Raw genomic sequence first — 16,062 nt, 5'->3', positions numbered from 1 at the left:
GATCGCTTGTGCCCTCCACACCGGTCTCTAGGCCGAGGCTTCCTCCAACAGCTTCTGGAAGGCGGGCGTGGCCACCAACTCCGCGTTGGCGGGGTTCTCCAGGGCCGACCGGAACTCGGGGGTGTCCAGCACCTCCTGGAACGCGTCGTCCACGCGGTGGTCCTTGAAGATCTGCTGAACGGTCAGATCGGGATAGGCGCTGACGAAGACCCCCGCGGGCTCCTGATGGGCGAGGAACCAGTCCTTGACTCCTGGATCTTTGATGCCGGGGAACCCTTCGCTGTGCGAGAAGACCTTGTCGAAGCGTTCCCCGACCACCGTCTTGGCGAAGTCGTCGATGTAGGTGTCCCAGGAGCCGTCGAAGACGCTGGCGAACATGAACCTGGTGTCGTTGTCGAAAATGACGTGCCGTGCGTCATGCAGCGTGCCGATCTGGCGCAGCGCCGCATGGACATTCTCGTCATTCGCCGCGTCGCCGAGCCAGGTGAGATCCTCGCGCAATGCATCGGCCTCGCCCGGCTTGATCTTGGTGAAGACGGTGAACTCGTTAGAGACCCCATCCGTCCTGCCCGGGTGCTCAGGGTGAGCTGGCGGGGTTGCACCTGTCGCAGTCATCGCGAAGCTCTCCTGCCGCGGATCGGTGCGAGAGTCGCCAAGCGCTCGGACATGAGGCGCCATCGCCCTCACGTGCCAATCCTCACCGCGGATGCACTACCTCGCATCCCGGCGAAGTCCCGGCATTGCGGGGTCCAGCCTGACCCCTCCCGCCCCGAAAAGCACCCGAGGACAGATCCGGCCAGGCGCAGGAAGATGGAATGGGCCGGACGTGCCGAGCACGTCGTCGTCACCATTCCCGGGCAGCCGCTCGCGCACGGCCGTGGAGACAGTGGCGCGACTCGATCGCACACCGACCCGTTGCGCCGCCGAGGCGCTCGGGGCACCCTCGCGCGCCAAGCCCTGCTCACGCGCCAAGCCCTACTCAACTGGATCGCCACCCCGACCTCACGCGGAGGCAACCATGGGCGCAGTTCTTGGTGACGTGCTGGGTTTCGCTGCGGCCGTCGCGGTCAGTCCCCTCCCGATCATCGCCGTCATCCTCATACTCGCCACGCCCCGAGGACGTCTCAACGGCGTCCTCTTCACCGTCGGCTGGATCCTGGGACTCGCGGCACTGGGCGCGGTGATGCTGGCGATCGCTTCCCCGGCGGGTGCCTCCGCCCGCAACCACCCGGCCACCTGGGTGGGAGCCCTCAAGCTCGCCCTGGGCCTGTGCCTCGTCCTCTTCGGCGCCCGGCAATGGCACCGGCGCCCAAGGGATGCCTCGCAAGCCCAGCTGCCGAAGTGGATGAGCGCGATCGACCGCCTCACGCCGGTCAAGGTCTTCGCACTCGGGCTGGCCCTGGCCGCGCTCAACGCCAAGAACGCCCCGCTGACCATCGCCGCGGGGGCCGCGATCGGCTCAGCCGGCCTGCCGGTAGGGCAGCAGATCGCATCTCTGGCGATCTTCGTCCTGATCGCCACCCTCGGCCTGCTGGCCCCACTGGGAGTCTTCCTGCTCGGGGGAGAGCGAGCCAAGACCACGCTCGGCAGCTGGAAGAACTGGGCAGCTCAGCACAATGTCGCCGTGATGGCGGTCCTGTTCTTCGTCCTCGGGCTGAAACTGCTCGGAGACGGCATCTCCGTCCTCAGCTCCTGACCGGCCTACTCGCGTCGCCCGGATGCCGACGAGCCCCCTCCCGACAGGGAAGGGGCTCAACCGGCTACGCGGCCGGACACGAGTGCCTCGCGCAACTCAGTGCGCGTGACCGCCCGACGCAGGTGCCGGGGCCGCGTTCTTGACCGTCAGAGGCAGCAACTTCTTGCCGGTCGGGCCGATTTGAATGTGGGTGTCCATTTGCGGCCATTCACCAACGGGCCCAAAACCGCTACCGTGCTGGCCATGGCCAAGCGAAGCAGGACGCGCACGACAACTGACCGTGGGGCGTACGACGTTGAGAGCGAGTGGACCAAGGCCGACTTAGCCCTGTTGGAGGAGTTGAAGAAGGCGGAGGCTCTCTTACCCGACGACGCTCCACGCGCCCTCCTGTCCGTGCGCCTGTCCGTCCTCACCGATGACACGACCTCTCCAGTCCGCCAGGAACTTGATCTACGCATCCTCGCCAGGGAGCGCGGCTGTCGTGTGGTCGGCGTCGCCAGTGACCTCAACGTATCGGCCACGAAGGTGCCGCCGTGGAAGCGCAAGGAGCTTGGCGACTGGCTCAACAACCGGGCTCCGGAGTTCGACGCACTTCTCTTCTGGAAGCTGGACCGCTTCGTACGCCGCCTCTCCGACCTCAGCACCATGATCGACTGGTGCCTGAAGTACGGAAAGAACCTGGTCTCCAAGAACGACTCCATCGACCTGACCACCACGGCCGGCAAGATCATGGTCACGATCATCGGCGGCATCGCCGAGATCGAAGCAGCCAACACGAGCACCCGCGTCACAAGCCTCTGGGACTACACGAAGACGCAAAGTGACTGGCTGGTGGGCAAGCCCGCGTTTGGATACGAGACGGCGGAGGACGAGGCCGGCAGGGTCGTACTCGCCATCGATGAGAACGCCTACCGAGCGCTGCACTGGTGCCGCAGCGCCGCCATGAGGGACAGGCCGGCTTCAGCCCGGCGCATGGTCAAGGTCCTCGTACGAGCCGGGCTCTGCGGACCAGGCCTGACAGCATCGACGCTGCTCCGGCGCCTCAGGAACCCGGCGCTCATGGGATACCGAGTAGAAGAGGACAAGAACGGCGGTGTGCGCCGCTCCAAGATCGTCCTCGGCAACGACGCGAAGCCCATCCGCGTGGCAGACCCGATCTTCACCGAGGATGAGTTCCAGAGCCTTCAGGCGGCTTTGGACCGACGAGGGAAGAAGCAGCCCACCCGACGCCCCGATGGCGCGACAAAGTTCCTCGGCGTCCTGATCTGCCATGACTGCGGCTCGAACATGACAGTGCAGAAGAACCGCGTCAAAGACCGGTTCTACATGTACCTCCGGTGCGGCAAGTGCAAGGCAGGAGGCCACGGCGCGCCGAACCCCGACGAGATCTACAGCAAACTCGTCGACGACGTTCTGAGGGTTCTCGGAGACGAGCCGGTCATGACACGCGAGTACCGGCAGGGCGCCGAGGCCCGCAGGGAACAGCAGCGTCTTGAACAGTCGATCAGCTACTACATGACCGGGCTTGAGCCTGGGGGCCGCTTCACCAAGACGCGCTTCACCAAGGAGCAGGCTGAGAGGTCACTGGACGACCTCATCAAACAGTTGGAGGCCATCGACCCCAAGTCGACCCAGGACCGGTGGGTGGCCGTGCACAACGGCAAAACGTTCCGCACCCATTGGGAGGAGGGTGGCATGGAAGCCATGGGCGCCGATCTACTCCGGGTAGGCGTGAAGTGTGTGGTGAAGCGAACCAGGGTGAAGGGCGTGCGGGCGCCGCACATCCACATGAAGCTCATGATCCCCAAGGACGTCCGGGACCGCCTCATACTCAAGGAAGACGACTTCGCGGAAGCCTTCTGACGCAGCACACACGGCGTGCGTGCGTAGCCGCCTCCCGATGACACGGGGAGGCGGCTTCTCGCTTCACGAGAACCACGTCGCAGGATCGAACGGCTCTTCCGTACCGTCATCGTCAATGATCACTATCTCGCTCTCGATCAAGCTGGTGATCCTGTCGCTGACCATCCGGGGCAGTGACGAGCATCCGGGCTGCTGACGCTCAGGTTCGGGTGAAGCAGTTATCGGCCCCACTCCCCCGCTTGCCTAGCTTCCAGGCCAAGCCGCCGGGACTCCGCAAGGTCGTCAGCAATTCCTGTCGCTATGAGGGCAGCGCCGGGGGTGTGGCCGGAGCCGACGTAGCGCCATTGCCTCTCAGTGAGCACATCGGGCACCTCGACGTGGCCCATGTGGTCTGCACGTTCGGCGCGGAGCGCGGCGTACGTCGTCGAGTAGGCGCGGGACTTCGTCAGGATGTGGCCCCGATAGCCGAGGGTGTGAGCCCAGTCCCGGAGCCGGAGGGGCCCGTACTCGGGGAGGCCGCCGAGACGCCAGCAGGTACGGATGAGGGAGCGGACGTTTCCGCTCACAGGTGCCGACTCGATGTCGCCCCAGGACGAGAGCGCGTGGTCGAGGCCGGCACCTGTCTCACTTGCACCCTTGGTGACGTACTTGGCCACGTATGCGGCGACCGCGTCATCGTCGGGTCCGTCGCCATCGGCGCGTAATGGCCGGGCGTCGACCTGGGCGCCCCAGCGCAAGGCCAACTCGCCCACGGCCGGGCTGTAGGGAGTGCGGACCAGGACCCGCCGGGCGGAGGCGCGCACAGCGTCGATGAGCAGGCCTGAAGTGCCCCAGGCCGGAGGTTCGTCGGCAGGTCCGTTCGGGCCATCGAGGCGGACGACGGCGTGCACGTGAACGGCCGCCCGCTTCTGATACTCGGCGACGCGGGCGAAGGACAGCCGGGCGTGTTGGGCGAAGTGAGACTGTACGAAGCCGGCCGAGGTGGCGAGGCGTCGCCGGACGTCGATGACGAACCGGTCCCAGAGCTTGGAGGCGTGTGCGTGCCACAGCACGTGGCCCGCGTAGTCGTAGCAGTCGAGGCAGAGGGGTTGGCCGACGTCCGGCGCGTCCGGGGTGTGGACGGTGCCGCAGCCGAGGGGACGGCCATGTTCGCAGGTTCCGCCGTCGCGACGGGGGCGGCAGAGTTCCCCAGCACGGTGGACCGGACCGAAGGACGGAGCGGTCAGGGTGACGAAGAGCCGGGGGCGGTGGCGGACGGTGGCGGGGACGTTCTTGCCGCCCAGCAGGCCGGCGCGGACGAGGTGGTAGGTGTCTCCGGCGTGGAGGCGGGAGCAGGCCGGGCAGACGGTGGCGCGCCGGTTGCGGCAGCGGACGAGGAGGCGTTCGCCGGGCTCGTTGCGGGTGTCGTAGTGGTGGAGGACCTCGCCGGTCGCACCGTCCAGGGTCATGGTTGAGCCGGAGAGATGGACGGGATGAGCGCAGCCGCCGGTGGCGGTGATCTGCTCGAGCCAGCGTGGGAACTTGGGGTCTTGGGCGAGCCGGATGGCGTCGCGGTCTGCTTCGGGGAGCTGACGTAGGCGCGCCGCGCGGTCGAGGGCGGCGCGCCGGTCAGTAGGGGTGTTCTGCGGGGTGATGGTGGTGACCTTCCGGGGTGGGCCGCCGTAGCGGCCGGGTGGGTGGTGGGTGGTGCGCTGTGGTTCATGGGGATCTCCTCCGTTGCGGGTCGGGTGGGGGTGGGTCAGCGGATGGTTCCGGTGCCTCGGCAGACGCGGCAGCGCCGCTGCCGTCCGGTCCAGGTGCGGCGGGCTCCGTCGCCCTTGCACTGGGGGCACCTCACACGGGGCATAGGCATGCGGTTGTGTCCTTTCTGCTCAGGGGTGAGAGAAGCCGTTGATCAGCCAGGTGACGAGGCCGTGGACGGTGAAGACCACGGGGGTCTGGCCGAGGTAGAGGCCGAAGAGGCCGACGCAGACCGCTTCCCAGGCGCGGACGTCGCGGGAGCGGACGAGGAGGACGGTGATGATCCCGAAGATCACCGCGAACGTGAACGCCGTACCTTCGCCGATCACTTCTCGTCTCCCTCCAACACCTCAAGCGCGCGTGTCAGGCCTGGCAGTTCGGGAGTGGTCGCCGCGTACTTCCTGCTGATCGCCACGGCTTCTTGCGTGGGAGTGAGGTGGGAGCGGGCGCGGCTCCAGCCGCCGTCCGGCCCGGTGCACACGGCCACCCCGCGTTCCTCCGCTGTGATCGACTGGGCGACGGCCACGGCGTCCTTGTTCAGGTCGCCGAGGGTCATCTCGGCGGTGCCGGGGTCGTTGACGCGGTGGCAGATACGGCCGCCGAGCTGCGCCCGCAGGGCGGTGACGCCGGGGCCAAGGTCGGAGCCGACGCGTTGGCCGGCGACAACCAGGTGCATCCCCAGCGCGGCCCCGAGCTGGGCTAGCCGCAGCAGCAGCGTGGAACACTGGTCCGCTTCCGCCTTGCTCTCGCGGGTGCCGTCCGACAGGTACAGTTCGGCGATCTCGTCGACGATGACGACGACCGGCACCGGCCTCAGCTTCTCCGGAAGCTCCCAGATCGAGCGGACCCCGGCAGACCGGCAGACGCTCATCCGGTCCTGCATGTCGACCACGAGCGCGGAGAGCACGACGACCGCTTCCCTGCGGCAGGTCGCCAGCGCGCTAAGCCGTCCAGCGAACAGGCCCAGTTCCATGCCGCCCTTGCAGTCGATGCCGACCAGGGCCACCGGCTGCCCGGCGAGCTGGGTGATCAGCCGGGCCAGCAGCGTGGACTTGCCCGAGCGGGTTGCCCCGGCGATGAGCCAGTGCGGTACGAGCCGCAGGTTCATCACCCACGCCCCGCCGGACTCCAGCACGCCTATCAGCGCGCAGAGGAGTTCGGCCGGAGCCGTGGCTAAGCCAGGCCGCTCCAATGGATCCGTGGCCGTCGCCGTCAGCAGGACGAGCCCGCGTTCCGGCGAGGTGACCCGCACGGCGTGCACCTTCCACGCGTGCACGAACGCGTCCGCCGCCTTCAGATACGTCGCCGGGGTCTGGCCCGCGTGCAGGCGCACGATCACGGTCAGGCCCATGCGGGTGGCGCGCGGGAAGGAGACCCGCGGAGCTACCGGCCGCAGCGGATCACCCTTGACCACCAAGTCCCCAAGCAGGCCGCGCGGCGGGCGGCGGGAGATGGCGAGGTCGTTGAGTATGGCGACCTTGCGCCAGGTGAACACCACCCGGCACGCAGCGGCCGGGTAGCCCACGAGGTACCAATGCCAGGCCGGACGGTGCCGGCGCACCAGGTCACCGACGACCAGCACCCAGGCCAGCACGGCCAGCGCGAGGGCGAGAGCTATCGGCCCCATCAGGCGCCACCGCCCTTGGCGTGCGCCGGGCCGGGCACGGGCGTGATGGCGTCGGCGCGGAAGCTGACGCCGTGCCGCTCGCCCATCGACCAGACGAACGCCGTCAGCCCGGTGACCTTGACGATCTGTCCTTCCTCGATGCCCTTGGGCTCACCGGTCACGGCGATCTCGATGACGGAGATCCGCCGCCGGTCCTGCCGCACGGTGACCGCGACGGTGTAGACGGGGTTGCCGTCCCGGTCCTTCTTCACCTCCTGTGTCTCAAGGTTGCTGATCTTCGCTTCGGGCGCGATGGCGCACCGCAGTACGCCCAGCCGCGTCGTGTCCACGGGAATGGACTGCATTTCTTTGGCCTCCCTGGCCAGTCAGGACGCCAGTGATGTACTGACGTCACTCGTCCTTACGAGTTACGACTATGGAGCTCTGTACGGCGGGGGTGCAACTACTTATGCTGACGAGTGATGTCGCGCGTGCGACGTGCCTACGACCACGACCCGGAGAAGCCGAGATGACCGAGATCCAGCGCCCCGGAGCCCTCTACCAGCAGGTGGCCGCAGCGATCAGAGAAGCGATCCTGTCCGGCGAGTTCGCGCCCGACTCCCTGTTGCCGTCCGAGGCTCAGCTCATGGCCCGCTACGGCGTCTCCCGCCCCACGGTCCGCAACGCGATCGCCGCACTGCGCGCGGAAGGGCTGATCGATGTCCGGCACGGCAAGGGCAGCTTCGTACGCTCCGACGGACAGCCGGCCCTCACCCTGGAGCGGCGCATCAGCCGCACCACGGAGGGCAAGTTCGTCATGCCCAACGGCGACGTATGGCAGGAGGCCGAGGAGCCGAGCACCTACCGCACCCACACTGCCAAGGACACCGGCCGACTGCTTCAATTCGGCGAGGAGGAAGCGCTGTTCGGCTGCGACCGGCTGCTCACCGATCCCGGCACCGGGACGCGGGCCATGCATCGCACCCTGATCCCCTTCGAGATCGCCGAGGCTGTCCCGTTGCTCGGCAAGGAGCCGTGCAAGCCTCCGGCAGCGATCTACTGGGTACTCACCCAGGCCGGACACAAGCTGTCGTGGACTGAGACGGTACGCGCCCGCATGCCGCTGCCCGACGAGCGCGCCACGCTCCAGCTCCCCGACGCGACCCCGATCCTGCACATGGCCCGCGTCACCCACGGAACCGACGACCGCCCCCTGATCCTCGAAGAGCTGCGCATCGGCGCGGACCGCGCCGAACTCGCCTACCGGATCACCGCCGACAAACAGCCCGCCCGACGCGCCCGCGCCTGAGCAACCGGCATCGGTCGAAACCGCCTTCACTTCCTCAAGGGCGCGCCTGCGGCGCGCCGGGCCGCCCGGCCGCCCCGGCCGGGCGTGCGGCGTGGCCGCCGGTCCCGTCCGGTCGCCGGACGCCCCACACCGCAGCCAGCCGGAGAAGTCGAGGCGTCGACCGGCCGTCGCAGGCTGGGGCGTGGGTGGCTGGGGGTCGCCGGCCTCCGAGACTTTAGGCAGCTCCCATGGGGCGAGCCTCGAAGAACAGGGGGCCCATCGGGCACAACCGCGGACAGGTCCAGTACCTGCCCGATTCGCCGGGCCAGCGTAAGGCCCCCTGTTCACTCGCCCCATGGCAGCTACTGCCCAAAGTCTCTCCGGCCGGCGACGTGCCCACGTACCGCGCTCACCAGTGACAGCGCCCCTCATGCCGCACCGCCGCCGTCGCCGTCGAGCCCCTCCAGGAGCCCGGCAAGCCGGTCCACCGCCTCCGGCCAACCCACCAACCGCACGACTCCACGCCCGTCCTCGCCCGTCGAGGCGACCGCCCGCACGATGGACAGCTCGAAGCCCGCACCGAGGAGCGCCCGGTTCAACCGGTCGGCAACCACCCGAGCCTCCCGCCAGCCCACCACGTAGTCGACCCCTGGCACCCACAAGCCGTGGTCGACGCCCATCACGCCATCGAGGCCATCACTCAGCCAGCCCTCACCCGAGCCAGACACCTTGCCCACCTCTGCCCTGATCTAGGTAACGGATCATCAACTCTCTTTGGCCCAGGGCAAACAAGCAGCCCAACGGCCCCGGTACCATCTGGCACCGGGGACCGCTGCGTCCCCTCCCGGACCACCCCGGTTGCTGCCAGGCGCGGGGGTGGTCCGGTCTCGGTATGAGGTTGTGAAGCGTGGCCCCCAGGGCCGAGTGGGGAGCCCGGCGGACAGTCTGGGAGCCACGCCCCGATCGCCGGAGGAAACACCCCCCGGCCCCGTGCTGCCGCCCGCCCCGAGGGGACAACACGAAGGCGACAGCCCGGAGATCACTAGATTGGACTGGCGCCATCTCCGCCGTTGAGGTCGAAGCGGCACCACACCGTCTTGCCGCCCCCGTCTCCCGGCGTCCACCAGACCGCCACCGCCAGCCGCTGAACGATCAGCAGCCCACGGCCGCTGTCGGGCAAGACCGCTTCCGACAGCTCACCCATGAGTCCCGGAGAGAACGCGTCGCCCAACGGAAGCACCGGAGGCGTCGAGTCCTCATCCGAGACGCCGATAAACAGCCAATTCGGCCAGAGCTTGAAGGTCACATCAATGCGCCGACAGCCACCCGGATGAGCCAGATCCCGATCCGGCACCGCGTGGTTCACCACGTTCCCCACCAGCTCGGATACGGCTAGCCGAGCATCGTCGATCACCTCGGTTGCACCAGCACCCCGCAGGAACTCGGCGGTCATGTCTCGTGCGACGCGTGCCGTGTCCTGGAACTCGGCGAAGAGCGTCAGTGTCAAGAAGTGCCCACCGGATGACGGCTCAGGCGCCACGAACCAGTGGGCGTACGCGTCCAGTTCCTCCTCTAAGTGCTCACGCTGTCGCACTCTCTTCGCCTCCATGACAGGGTTCCGTCTCGGGTCACGTCTGCCGAAGTCCTCCCGGCAGGGTCACCCGAGGCTGCCCCGTATCTCCCGGCCATCGCTCCCCCCTCGTGGGGACCCCCCTCGTGGGTACACTCGCGAGACGGACAGTGCGCAAAGATCGAAAGAGAAGATCGAACAAGACGAGACGTCAGGTCAATCACGATGGGGAAGTGAGATGACCGAAGCTGCACCGACACCGGCTGCTCTACCGCCGCACGTACTGGAACGCGCAGACGTACGGTCCGCAATCGCCAACCACGACTTCGGTGAAGTCTTCAGGCTGGCCCGGCTCCATGGTCAGATCAGCTTCGCCAAGATCGCCGAAGCTACCGGCTACAAGCGCGAGCACATCGGCAAGATGGCCCGGCCTGAAACCGAGGGCAAGGGCGTACGCCCACGGATCACCCAGCACTACAAGATCCTCGAAGTGGTGGACGCACTATGCGTCCCCGGCCATCTCGCGGGACTTGCCCCGCGCCCGTGGGAGCTGACCCAGAGAACCACCTCGTCACCGACAGACGACCCGAGCACCCTGATCACCCAGGGTGGGGCAGGTCTGTGGGATGTCGCAGAGTTGCTCCGCCGTACCGAGATGTCGAGCATCAACAGCGCCGCCCTGGAATCCATCGAGCAGGGCATTGATCAACTCGCCCGCGCCTACCCCTACGCGGATGCCGACTACCTGCACGAGCGCACGCGCAACGGCCTTCACTACGTCACCAAGCAGCTCGAAGGCCGGATGACCCTCCGCCAACACCGCGAACTTCTCGTCGATGCCGGATGGCTCTTCCTGCTGAACGCATGCGTCCAGTACGACCGCGGCCAGCGCGAGGCCGCCAACCTCAGCAAGGCCGCCGCACTCCGCATCGGCGAGGACGCCGGCCACGGCGAGATCAAGGCATGGGCATGGGAGATCGAGGCGTGGTTTGCCCTCACCCAGAGCCGTTGGCAAGACATGCTCGACGCCGTTGAAGCAGGACACGCCTCCGACCAGACGCACTCCGTCGGCGTGCAGTTGTACGCGCATAAGGCACGCGCCGCCGCGCGCATGGGAGATGCCCGCCTGGTCCGTGACTCCCTGGACGCTGGACGCGCACGCCTGGACCGGCTACCGCGCGCGGACCACCCCGAACACCACTTCATCATCGACCCGGACAAGTGGGACTTCTACGAGATGGACGCCTACCGTCTCCTCGGAGACGACGAGCGCGCCGCGACCCACGCCCAGTCAGTGATCCGCATCAGCACCGGCCCGGATGGAACAGAAATCTCGCCCATGCGCGCCGCAGAAGCCCGCCTCACACTCGGAGTCGCCGCCGCCCGCACCGGCGAGATCGAAGAAGCCATCGGCATGGGCACCAAGGCACTGGAAGCCGACCGCAAGTCTCTCCCATCCCTGCTTTTAGTCGCCGACGAGCTGGACAAGGAACTACGCGCCAGGTACCCGCGCGAAGCAGCCACACGCGACTTCCACGAGCAGGTCGTGATCATCAAGCGAGGTGCCGCCCGATCTGAGCTTCCGTTCTAGACCAGACGACAGACGGTCCGGGGCCCATTCATCAGACCTTTGCAGCACTCGGCCTGGCGCTGAACGTTGCATTGACAGCCGAAGATTCACAGCCACCCAGCCTCGGACCTCGAACGATCAGACGGTCATCGAGGCTTTCAACGCGGTCAGCGGTCAGCTGACCGCCGTAGCGTCCGACAATCCTCGGCAGACCCAGTCGCCTGGTGAAGATGCGTAGCTTCCGCACCTTTACCCACGCGATTCCTTGATCTCAATTGAGTCAATGAGATTGCACGTGCTTCATAAATCCGCCAAGACGTGACCCACAATACACTAGCGCCAATTGCAAGAGAAAGGCCAGCGACCCACCAACTGGCAGGGTCACTGGCAGGCATAGCGGTCCAATCCCAGCGCTTCCCGGTACCGAGCCAGACGAGAGGAAAAACGGACAACAACGGAACTATCCAAGTCAGGCGCACCCCGAACAGGCGGCCTGACAAAAATGCCAGCCCCAACCAAATCAATAGAGATCGAACAAATACCACTCCGCTCCCGACTCCGGCAGCCGCAGCCTCAGAAAGAAACGAGAGCGCGCAAGAGACGATCAACAGAGAAGACGTGACGACAAGACGCGTGCGATGCAGCAAAACACCCCCGGTCCCCTCGTGATCCGCCATCGGACCACCCAAGCTTGACGCAATGAGAACGGCCGAGAATAGCGGAAGCTCTCTACGGAAGGGAACTCCCGCCACTGCGGGTCCCCCCTCAAAGGATGGAAGCGGAATTTGAAACCCGCCCAAGAAGGCAGAAATGGCGGCAGTCGCAACTACAGCTATGAGCGCCACCCAGATTCGGTGTACGCGTACGTATCGCAGTAGGCAAGAAGCGGTCATCAACGTGGCGCACATCCCGCCTCACGCACGTACGTGCGCTCTTCCTTGACCCATTGCTGCTGATCGGATTCCGACGCCGCAACTATACGAGCCGCGGCTTGCTTGGCATCTGACATGCCCTCCATATGCAATCCGGCATCGGCCTTGGTCGGCGACTCACCCATTGCGCGATACTCGAGCCATAGATCAATTCGGTCTACCGCTCGCCATGCCCTCGAAGCCGTCTCAGGAGGAAGACACTGGCCCATACCAAGCGATTCCATGGAAACCTGACTAGCCATTGCTATCGCTGCCGCCCTAACGTGACCTTCTGCAATTTCGAAACCGCGATCGCCAAGTGGAGTAGGACGAAGGCCGCTCTCGTAAAATATTGGAGGCACCTTAATCCACTCTTGCGGAATTTGGTCAAGGCGTTCCGCCATTCGCGTAAGCGACGGTAGATACTTTCCATGGTCACGCCATACGCAGACCCTTGGAGTATCCACAGATACCCTGTCGCACAGCATGTTGTTAGCTGTAGCGGAGCGCGCCTCTCGAAGCGGCCCAGCGAAAAGAAGTCCAGCGAACGCAATAAAGCACAACGGCAAAGAAAATGCGAAAACGCACCGAACACCCAGCGGAATCGGGTAGAAGGAAGTTTCACCACTGTTTCGGAAGCGTCTGCCCACGGGGGCGACCACAGCAATGACGAGGAGAACAGAGGCGAGGAATAGGCGAGCGGCTACGGCGTCATGCCGGACGATAGTGTCTGGGGCTCCAGAGAGAACGAACAGGCCATACGCCTGCCCCACTACCAGGAAAAGAATGAATCCGCCCAGTGCGCAGACAACCGGCGTGAAAGCCGGTGACGGCCAGATGCGTCCAATAAGGTGTCCGACTGCTGCATACATCGTGAGTGTCGCCACCCCGACAAGCAGATAGGAAGGCCAGAGGAAGCCGCCGCCTGCCTCAGGCAGGGAAGCAATTGCGGCAATTACGCACCCAACGCCATATGCGCCCAGCCCCAAAGTGAGGGTTGCCGCCAGTCGCGCCGCCTCTGCGTACCAGGCCTGTCGGGCCGAGGCCAGAAGAAAAGCGGGCATTTCTGAGCGCGAGGATCTGCCGGCCTGCCAGGCAGACACTGCGGCAAGCACGGGCCCCAGGAAGAGTGTCGTTACTTGTGATGCGGCACTCGCCTCCGACCAAACGCCGATCCAGTAACGTGACCTCCCGAAGAGCACGAGGAGATCGATAACGATCATCAACGGCAGTGCAATCAGCAAGGGAGAGCGACGTAGCTCTATAAGATAGATCCTTACCATGCGGCTTCCTCCCCAGAGGCAAAACTACCCAGCACTGTCATATAGCCGCGCTCTAGTGCACTGTCACCGGGGGCTGTCGCGGATGCCGATGCCGCCAATTGTTGCGGTGTGCCGTTATGCACTATCTCTCCGTCTTTCAGTACGAGCACAGTGTCGCAAGCCGCACTGACATCCTCAACCAAATGCGTACTGAGCAGTACAGCAGCTCCTCCATTGGCAAGGGAACGGATCAAGTTTCGAAAGTCCAGCCTTTGAGCTGGATCCAATCCAACGGTCGGCTCATCAAGAAGAATTAGAGACGGCTCTCCGACAATGGCCGCCGCAATTCCTGCTCGCCGAAGCATACCGCCAGACAGGGATTTCATTTTATGGTTTGCTCGGTCAGCGAGCCCGACGGCAGCTATAGCTTTCTCGGTGGATTTCTCGGCTCGCTTATGTGGAACTTCGCGCAGCCAGGCACAGTAGCGCACAAAGTCGCGGATAGAAAAGCTGGGATAATAGCCGAAATCTTGAGGCAAGTATCCAATGCGACGACGGACGCGGCGAGCACACCGTTCGGAGTGAATCTCCTCTCCAAAGAGACAGAGAGACCCTTCCTGGGGTGGGGACATGGTGCTGAGAGTCCGTAGCAGAGTCGTTTTGCCGGCGCCGTTCGGTCCGAGCAGGCCAGTGACCCCTTCCGCAACATTTAGGTCCAACCTGTCGATGACTTTCCGATGACCGTATCCCTGAGAAAGGCCAGCCAGCCCAACAATATTGTTTGACATTTAAACTCCATAAGCGGTGGGGCATACACCCCACCGCTCGTCTGGACGCGATCAGACCTCTAGCCGACAACCTTCGTGCTGTTTATGCTGAAGATACATTCGTACGAGTGGAACTTTCCGACATACCCCATCGGCAGGCTGCGGAAGCCATATCCGTCACTTTCGAAGCTGCTGCAGTAGTAGTGCACGTCGTAGTAGCCACTCGTGCTTGTGACGCCCTTGCAGTAAGCGTGCCCGGACGTGGTGTACCAGTAGCCGCGACATCCGTGATGCCAGGTAGATTCATACGAGGCGCTGGCCATCGGCGCGCTCAAGCCGATTGCCAGGGTTGAAAGGACAGCGACGGTAGCGACCTTGGCGGACTTGCCGGAGATTCGCCGCTTCAATGCAGTGAGCATTACTCCCCCTTGGGCGTCAAAATTTTGCTCTGTGTTGATCATCATACGGCATGTACACAACATGTAAAGCCTATGAGGGCGAGGAGTGCAGATCTCACTGATCTCGTTTTATTCTATTAGCGCTAAACGTCAGATGTTTAGAGACTTAATTAACTACAGGCGGTTCATCGCAATAATTGCCGTTATACAAAAAGTGTCCGATTAATTCATGAGCAGAGTCTGACTGAGGAGCACCCCATGGCAAGCTGACGTACATGACGTCGACGACCCGACCCGAGCCGAAGCGAGCGGTCACAACAGTGGCCGGGCGGCGCCTGTCCTTCCTCGATTTCGGCGGCCCGGGACGTCCCCTGCTCGCCTTGCACGGACACTTCGGGGAGGGCCGCACCTTCGCACGTCTGGCTCAGGACCTGGGCGACCACTGGCGGATCATTGCTCTCGACCAGCGCGGGCACGGCTATTCCGGCCGCCCCGCCGACTTCTCCCGCAGCGGCTACGTCCAGGACGCGGCGAGCCTTTTGGAGGACCTGGGGCTCAGCGGCACTGTCGTGCTTGGACACTCGCTCGGAGGCGTCAACGCCTACCAGCTCGCTGCCCGGCATCCCCACCTTGTCCGCGCTCTGATCATCGAAGACATTGGTGCCGAGGTCGATGACGATCTGTCCTTCAGCCTGGCCTGGCCACATCGGGCTCCGACACGGGCAGGGTTGTTGGATGGGCTCGGCGCGTCAGCGAGCTACCTCACGGACGCCGTCCGCGAGTACGCCGACGGGTGGGGACTTGCCTTCAGCCCGCACGACATGAACACCTCACAGCAGCAGCTCAACGGCGATCACTGGAACGACTGGCTCGCCAGCGACTGTCCCGCCTTGCTCATCCGCGGCAGCCGCAGCTTGGTCCTCAGCGCCGGCCACGCGAAGGACATGGTGGCGCGACGTCCCCGCACTCACCTCACCGAACTTCCCGCCGGCCACACCGTCCATGAGACCGACCCGGCCGGATTCGCTACCGCGGTCCGCGGGTTCCTCAGCTCATTGTGATCACGGCAGCACCGCCGATCAGCGAAGCGGGATCACAAGCAACCCATTGACGAAGCCGGGCCCCCACGACCGTGCCTGTCAGGGACACGAGCCAAGAGGACCCGGGACGCCAAACTATCGGCACCCCGTCCGACACCGGCGCGGACACTCCCGCTTCTCACCAACATCGCCAGAAGTCACCCGATAGGGGTGGCTCCCGTTCTCGTTGCCGATCATGGGCCTGTGTGACAGTCCATGCCTTTCACGGATGGCGCAAGGTGGCTCCCGTTCTCATTGCCCGAGTGGCTCCCTTTCACCCTGTCGAAAACACCCAACCCCAGAGAAGGCCGT

The 16,062-nt window shown here is 65.1% G+C and carries 15 protein-coding genes; 5 read left to right on the top strand and 10 right to left on the bottom strand.

The annotated features are described in order from the left end of the window. Nucleotides 1-27: 27 nt before the first annotated feature. Nucleotides 28-678, bottom strand: a complete 651-nt coding sequence (locus ACWC91_RS04640; protein WP_450639845.1) for a hypothetical protein — start codon at nt 676-678, stop codon at nt 28-30. A 340-nt stretch (nt 679-1,018) separates the two neighbouring features. Here ACWC91_RS04640 and ACWC91_RS04635 point away from each other — a divergent pair, with 340 nt between their 5' ends. Next, nucleotides 1,019-1,696: a GAP family protein gene (locus tag ACWC91_RS04635; protein ID WP_450639832.1), complete on the top strand. Its 678-nt coding sequence runs from the start codon at nt 1,019-1,021 to the stop codon at nt 1,694-1,696. Between the two features lie 243 nt (nt 1,697-1,939). Next, entirely contained in the window at nt 1,940-3,559 is a 1,620-nt protein-coding gene (locus tag ACWC91_RS04630) for a recombinase family protein (RefSeq protein WP_450639831.1), read from the top strand. Between the two features lie 218 nt (nt 3,560-3,777). Here the strand turns inward: ACWC91_RS04630 and ACWC91_RS04625 are convergent, their stop codons facing one another. The 4 genes from ACWC91_RS04625 to ACWC91_RS04610 form a co-directional block, all read right to left on the bottom strand. Continuing rightward, nucleotides 3,778-5,193, bottom strand: a complete 1,416-nt coding sequence (locus tag ACWC91_RS04625; RefSeq protein WP_450639844.1) for a replication initiator — start codon at nt 5,191-5,193, stop codon at nt 3,778-3,780. Between the two features lie 237 nt (nt 5,194-5,430). Continuing rightward, on the bottom strand, nt 5,431-5,628 hold the full coding sequence (locus tag ACWC91_RS04620) for a hypothetical protein (protein WP_382080814.1): 198 nt from the start codon (nt 5,626-5,628) through the stop codon (nt 5,431-5,433). Then, on the bottom strand, nt 5,625-6,926 hold the full coding sequence (locus ACWC91_RS04615; protein WP_450639829.1) for an FtsK/SpoIIIE domain-containing protein: 1,302 nt from the start codon (nt 6,924-6,926) through the stop codon (nt 5,625-5,627). Before ACWC91_RS04615 ends, ACWC91_RS04620 begins: the two co-directional genes overlap by 4 nt. Continuing rightward, nucleotides 6,926-7,270, bottom strand: a complete 345-nt coding sequence (locus ACWC91_RS04610) for an SCO3933 family regulatory protein (RefSeq protein WP_450639827.1) — start codon at nt 7,268-7,270, stop codon at nt 6,926-6,928. Before ACWC91_RS04610 ends, ACWC91_RS04615 begins: the two co-directional genes overlap by 1 nt. Nucleotides 7,271-7,434: 164 nt before the next feature. Here ACWC91_RS04610 and ACWC91_RS04605 point away from each other — a divergent pair, with 164 nt between their 5' ends. Beyond that, the gene (locus tag ACWC91_RS04605; protein WP_450639825.1) at nt 7,435-8,214 is read left to right on the top strand and encodes a GntR family transcriptional regulator; all 780 of its coding nucleotides are present in this window, start codon (nt 7,435-7,437) and stop codon (nt 8,212-8,214) included. A 407-nt stretch (nt 8,215-8,621) separates the two neighbouring features. On the opposite strand, the gene ACWC91_RS04600 is transcribed toward ACWC91_RS04605, so the two are convergent. Then, nucleotides 8,622-8,921, bottom strand: coding sequence for a hypothetical protein (locus ACWC91_RS04600; RefSeq protein WP_450639842.1), 300 nt, complete (start codon nt 8,919-8,921; stop codon nt 8,622-8,624). Between the two features lie 314 nt (nt 8,922-9,235). Further along, nucleotides 9,236-9,802 carry an ATP-binding protein gene (locus ACWC91_RS04595; protein ID WP_450639824.1) on the bottom strand — a complete coding sequence of 189 codons (567 nt, stop codon included), beginning with the start codon at nt 9,800-9,802 and terminating at the stop codon, nt 9,236-9,238. A 199-nt stretch (nt 9,803-10,001) separates the two neighbouring features. On the opposite strand from ACWC91_RS04595, the gene ACWC91_RS04590 reads away from it, so the two are divergent. Beyond that, nucleotides 10,002-11,354 carry a tetratricopeptide repeat protein gene (locus tag ACWC91_RS04590; RefSeq protein ID WP_450639822.1) on the top strand — a complete coding sequence of 451 codons (1,353 nt, stop codon included), beginning with the start codon at nt 10,002-10,004 and terminating at the stop codon, nt 11,352-11,354. Between the two features lie 871 nt (nt 11,355-12,225). Here ACWC91_RS04590 and ACWC91_RS04585 read toward each other — a convergent pair. The 3 genes from ACWC91_RS04585 to ACWC91_RS04575 are packed head-to-tail and all read right to left on the bottom strand — an operon-like array spanning nt 12,226 to nt 14,737. Further along, nucleotides 12,226-13,527, bottom strand: a complete 1,302-nt coding sequence (locus tag ACWC91_RS04585; protein WP_450639821.1) for a DUF7224 domain-containing protein — start codon at nt 13,525-13,527, stop codon at nt 12,226-12,228. Beyond that, nucleotides 13,521-14,294, bottom strand: a complete 774-nt coding sequence (locus tag ACWC91_RS04580) for an ATP-binding cassette domain-containing protein (RefSeq protein WP_450639820.1) — start codon at nt 14,292-14,294, stop codon at nt 13,521-13,523. The genes ACWC91_RS04585 and ACWC91_RS04580 overlap by 7 nt, the downstream gene beginning before the upstream one ends. Before the next feature lie 59 nt (nt 14,295-14,353). Continuing rightward, on the bottom strand, nt 14,354-14,737 hold the full coding sequence (locus ACWC91_RS04575; protein WP_450639819.1) for a hypothetical protein: 384 nt from the start codon (nt 14,735-14,737) through the stop codon (nt 14,354-14,356). A gap of 209 nt (nt 14,738-14,946) precedes the next feature. Here ACWC91_RS04575 and ACWC91_RS04570 point away from each other — a divergent pair, with 209 nt between their 5' ends. After that, the gene (locus tag ACWC91_RS04570) at nt 14,947-15,732 is read left to right on the top strand and encodes an alpha/beta fold hydrolase (RefSeq protein ID WP_450639817.1); all 786 of its coding nucleotides are present in this window, start codon (nt 14,947-14,949) and stop codon (nt 15,730-15,732) included. Nucleotides 15,733-16,062: the final 330 nt, after the last annotated feature.

Source organism: Streptomyces sp. NPDC001204 (genome assembly GCF_053598035.1).
Note: the sequence above shows the minus strand (reverse complement) of the source record. Positions and strands in the feature narration are given on the sequence as shown.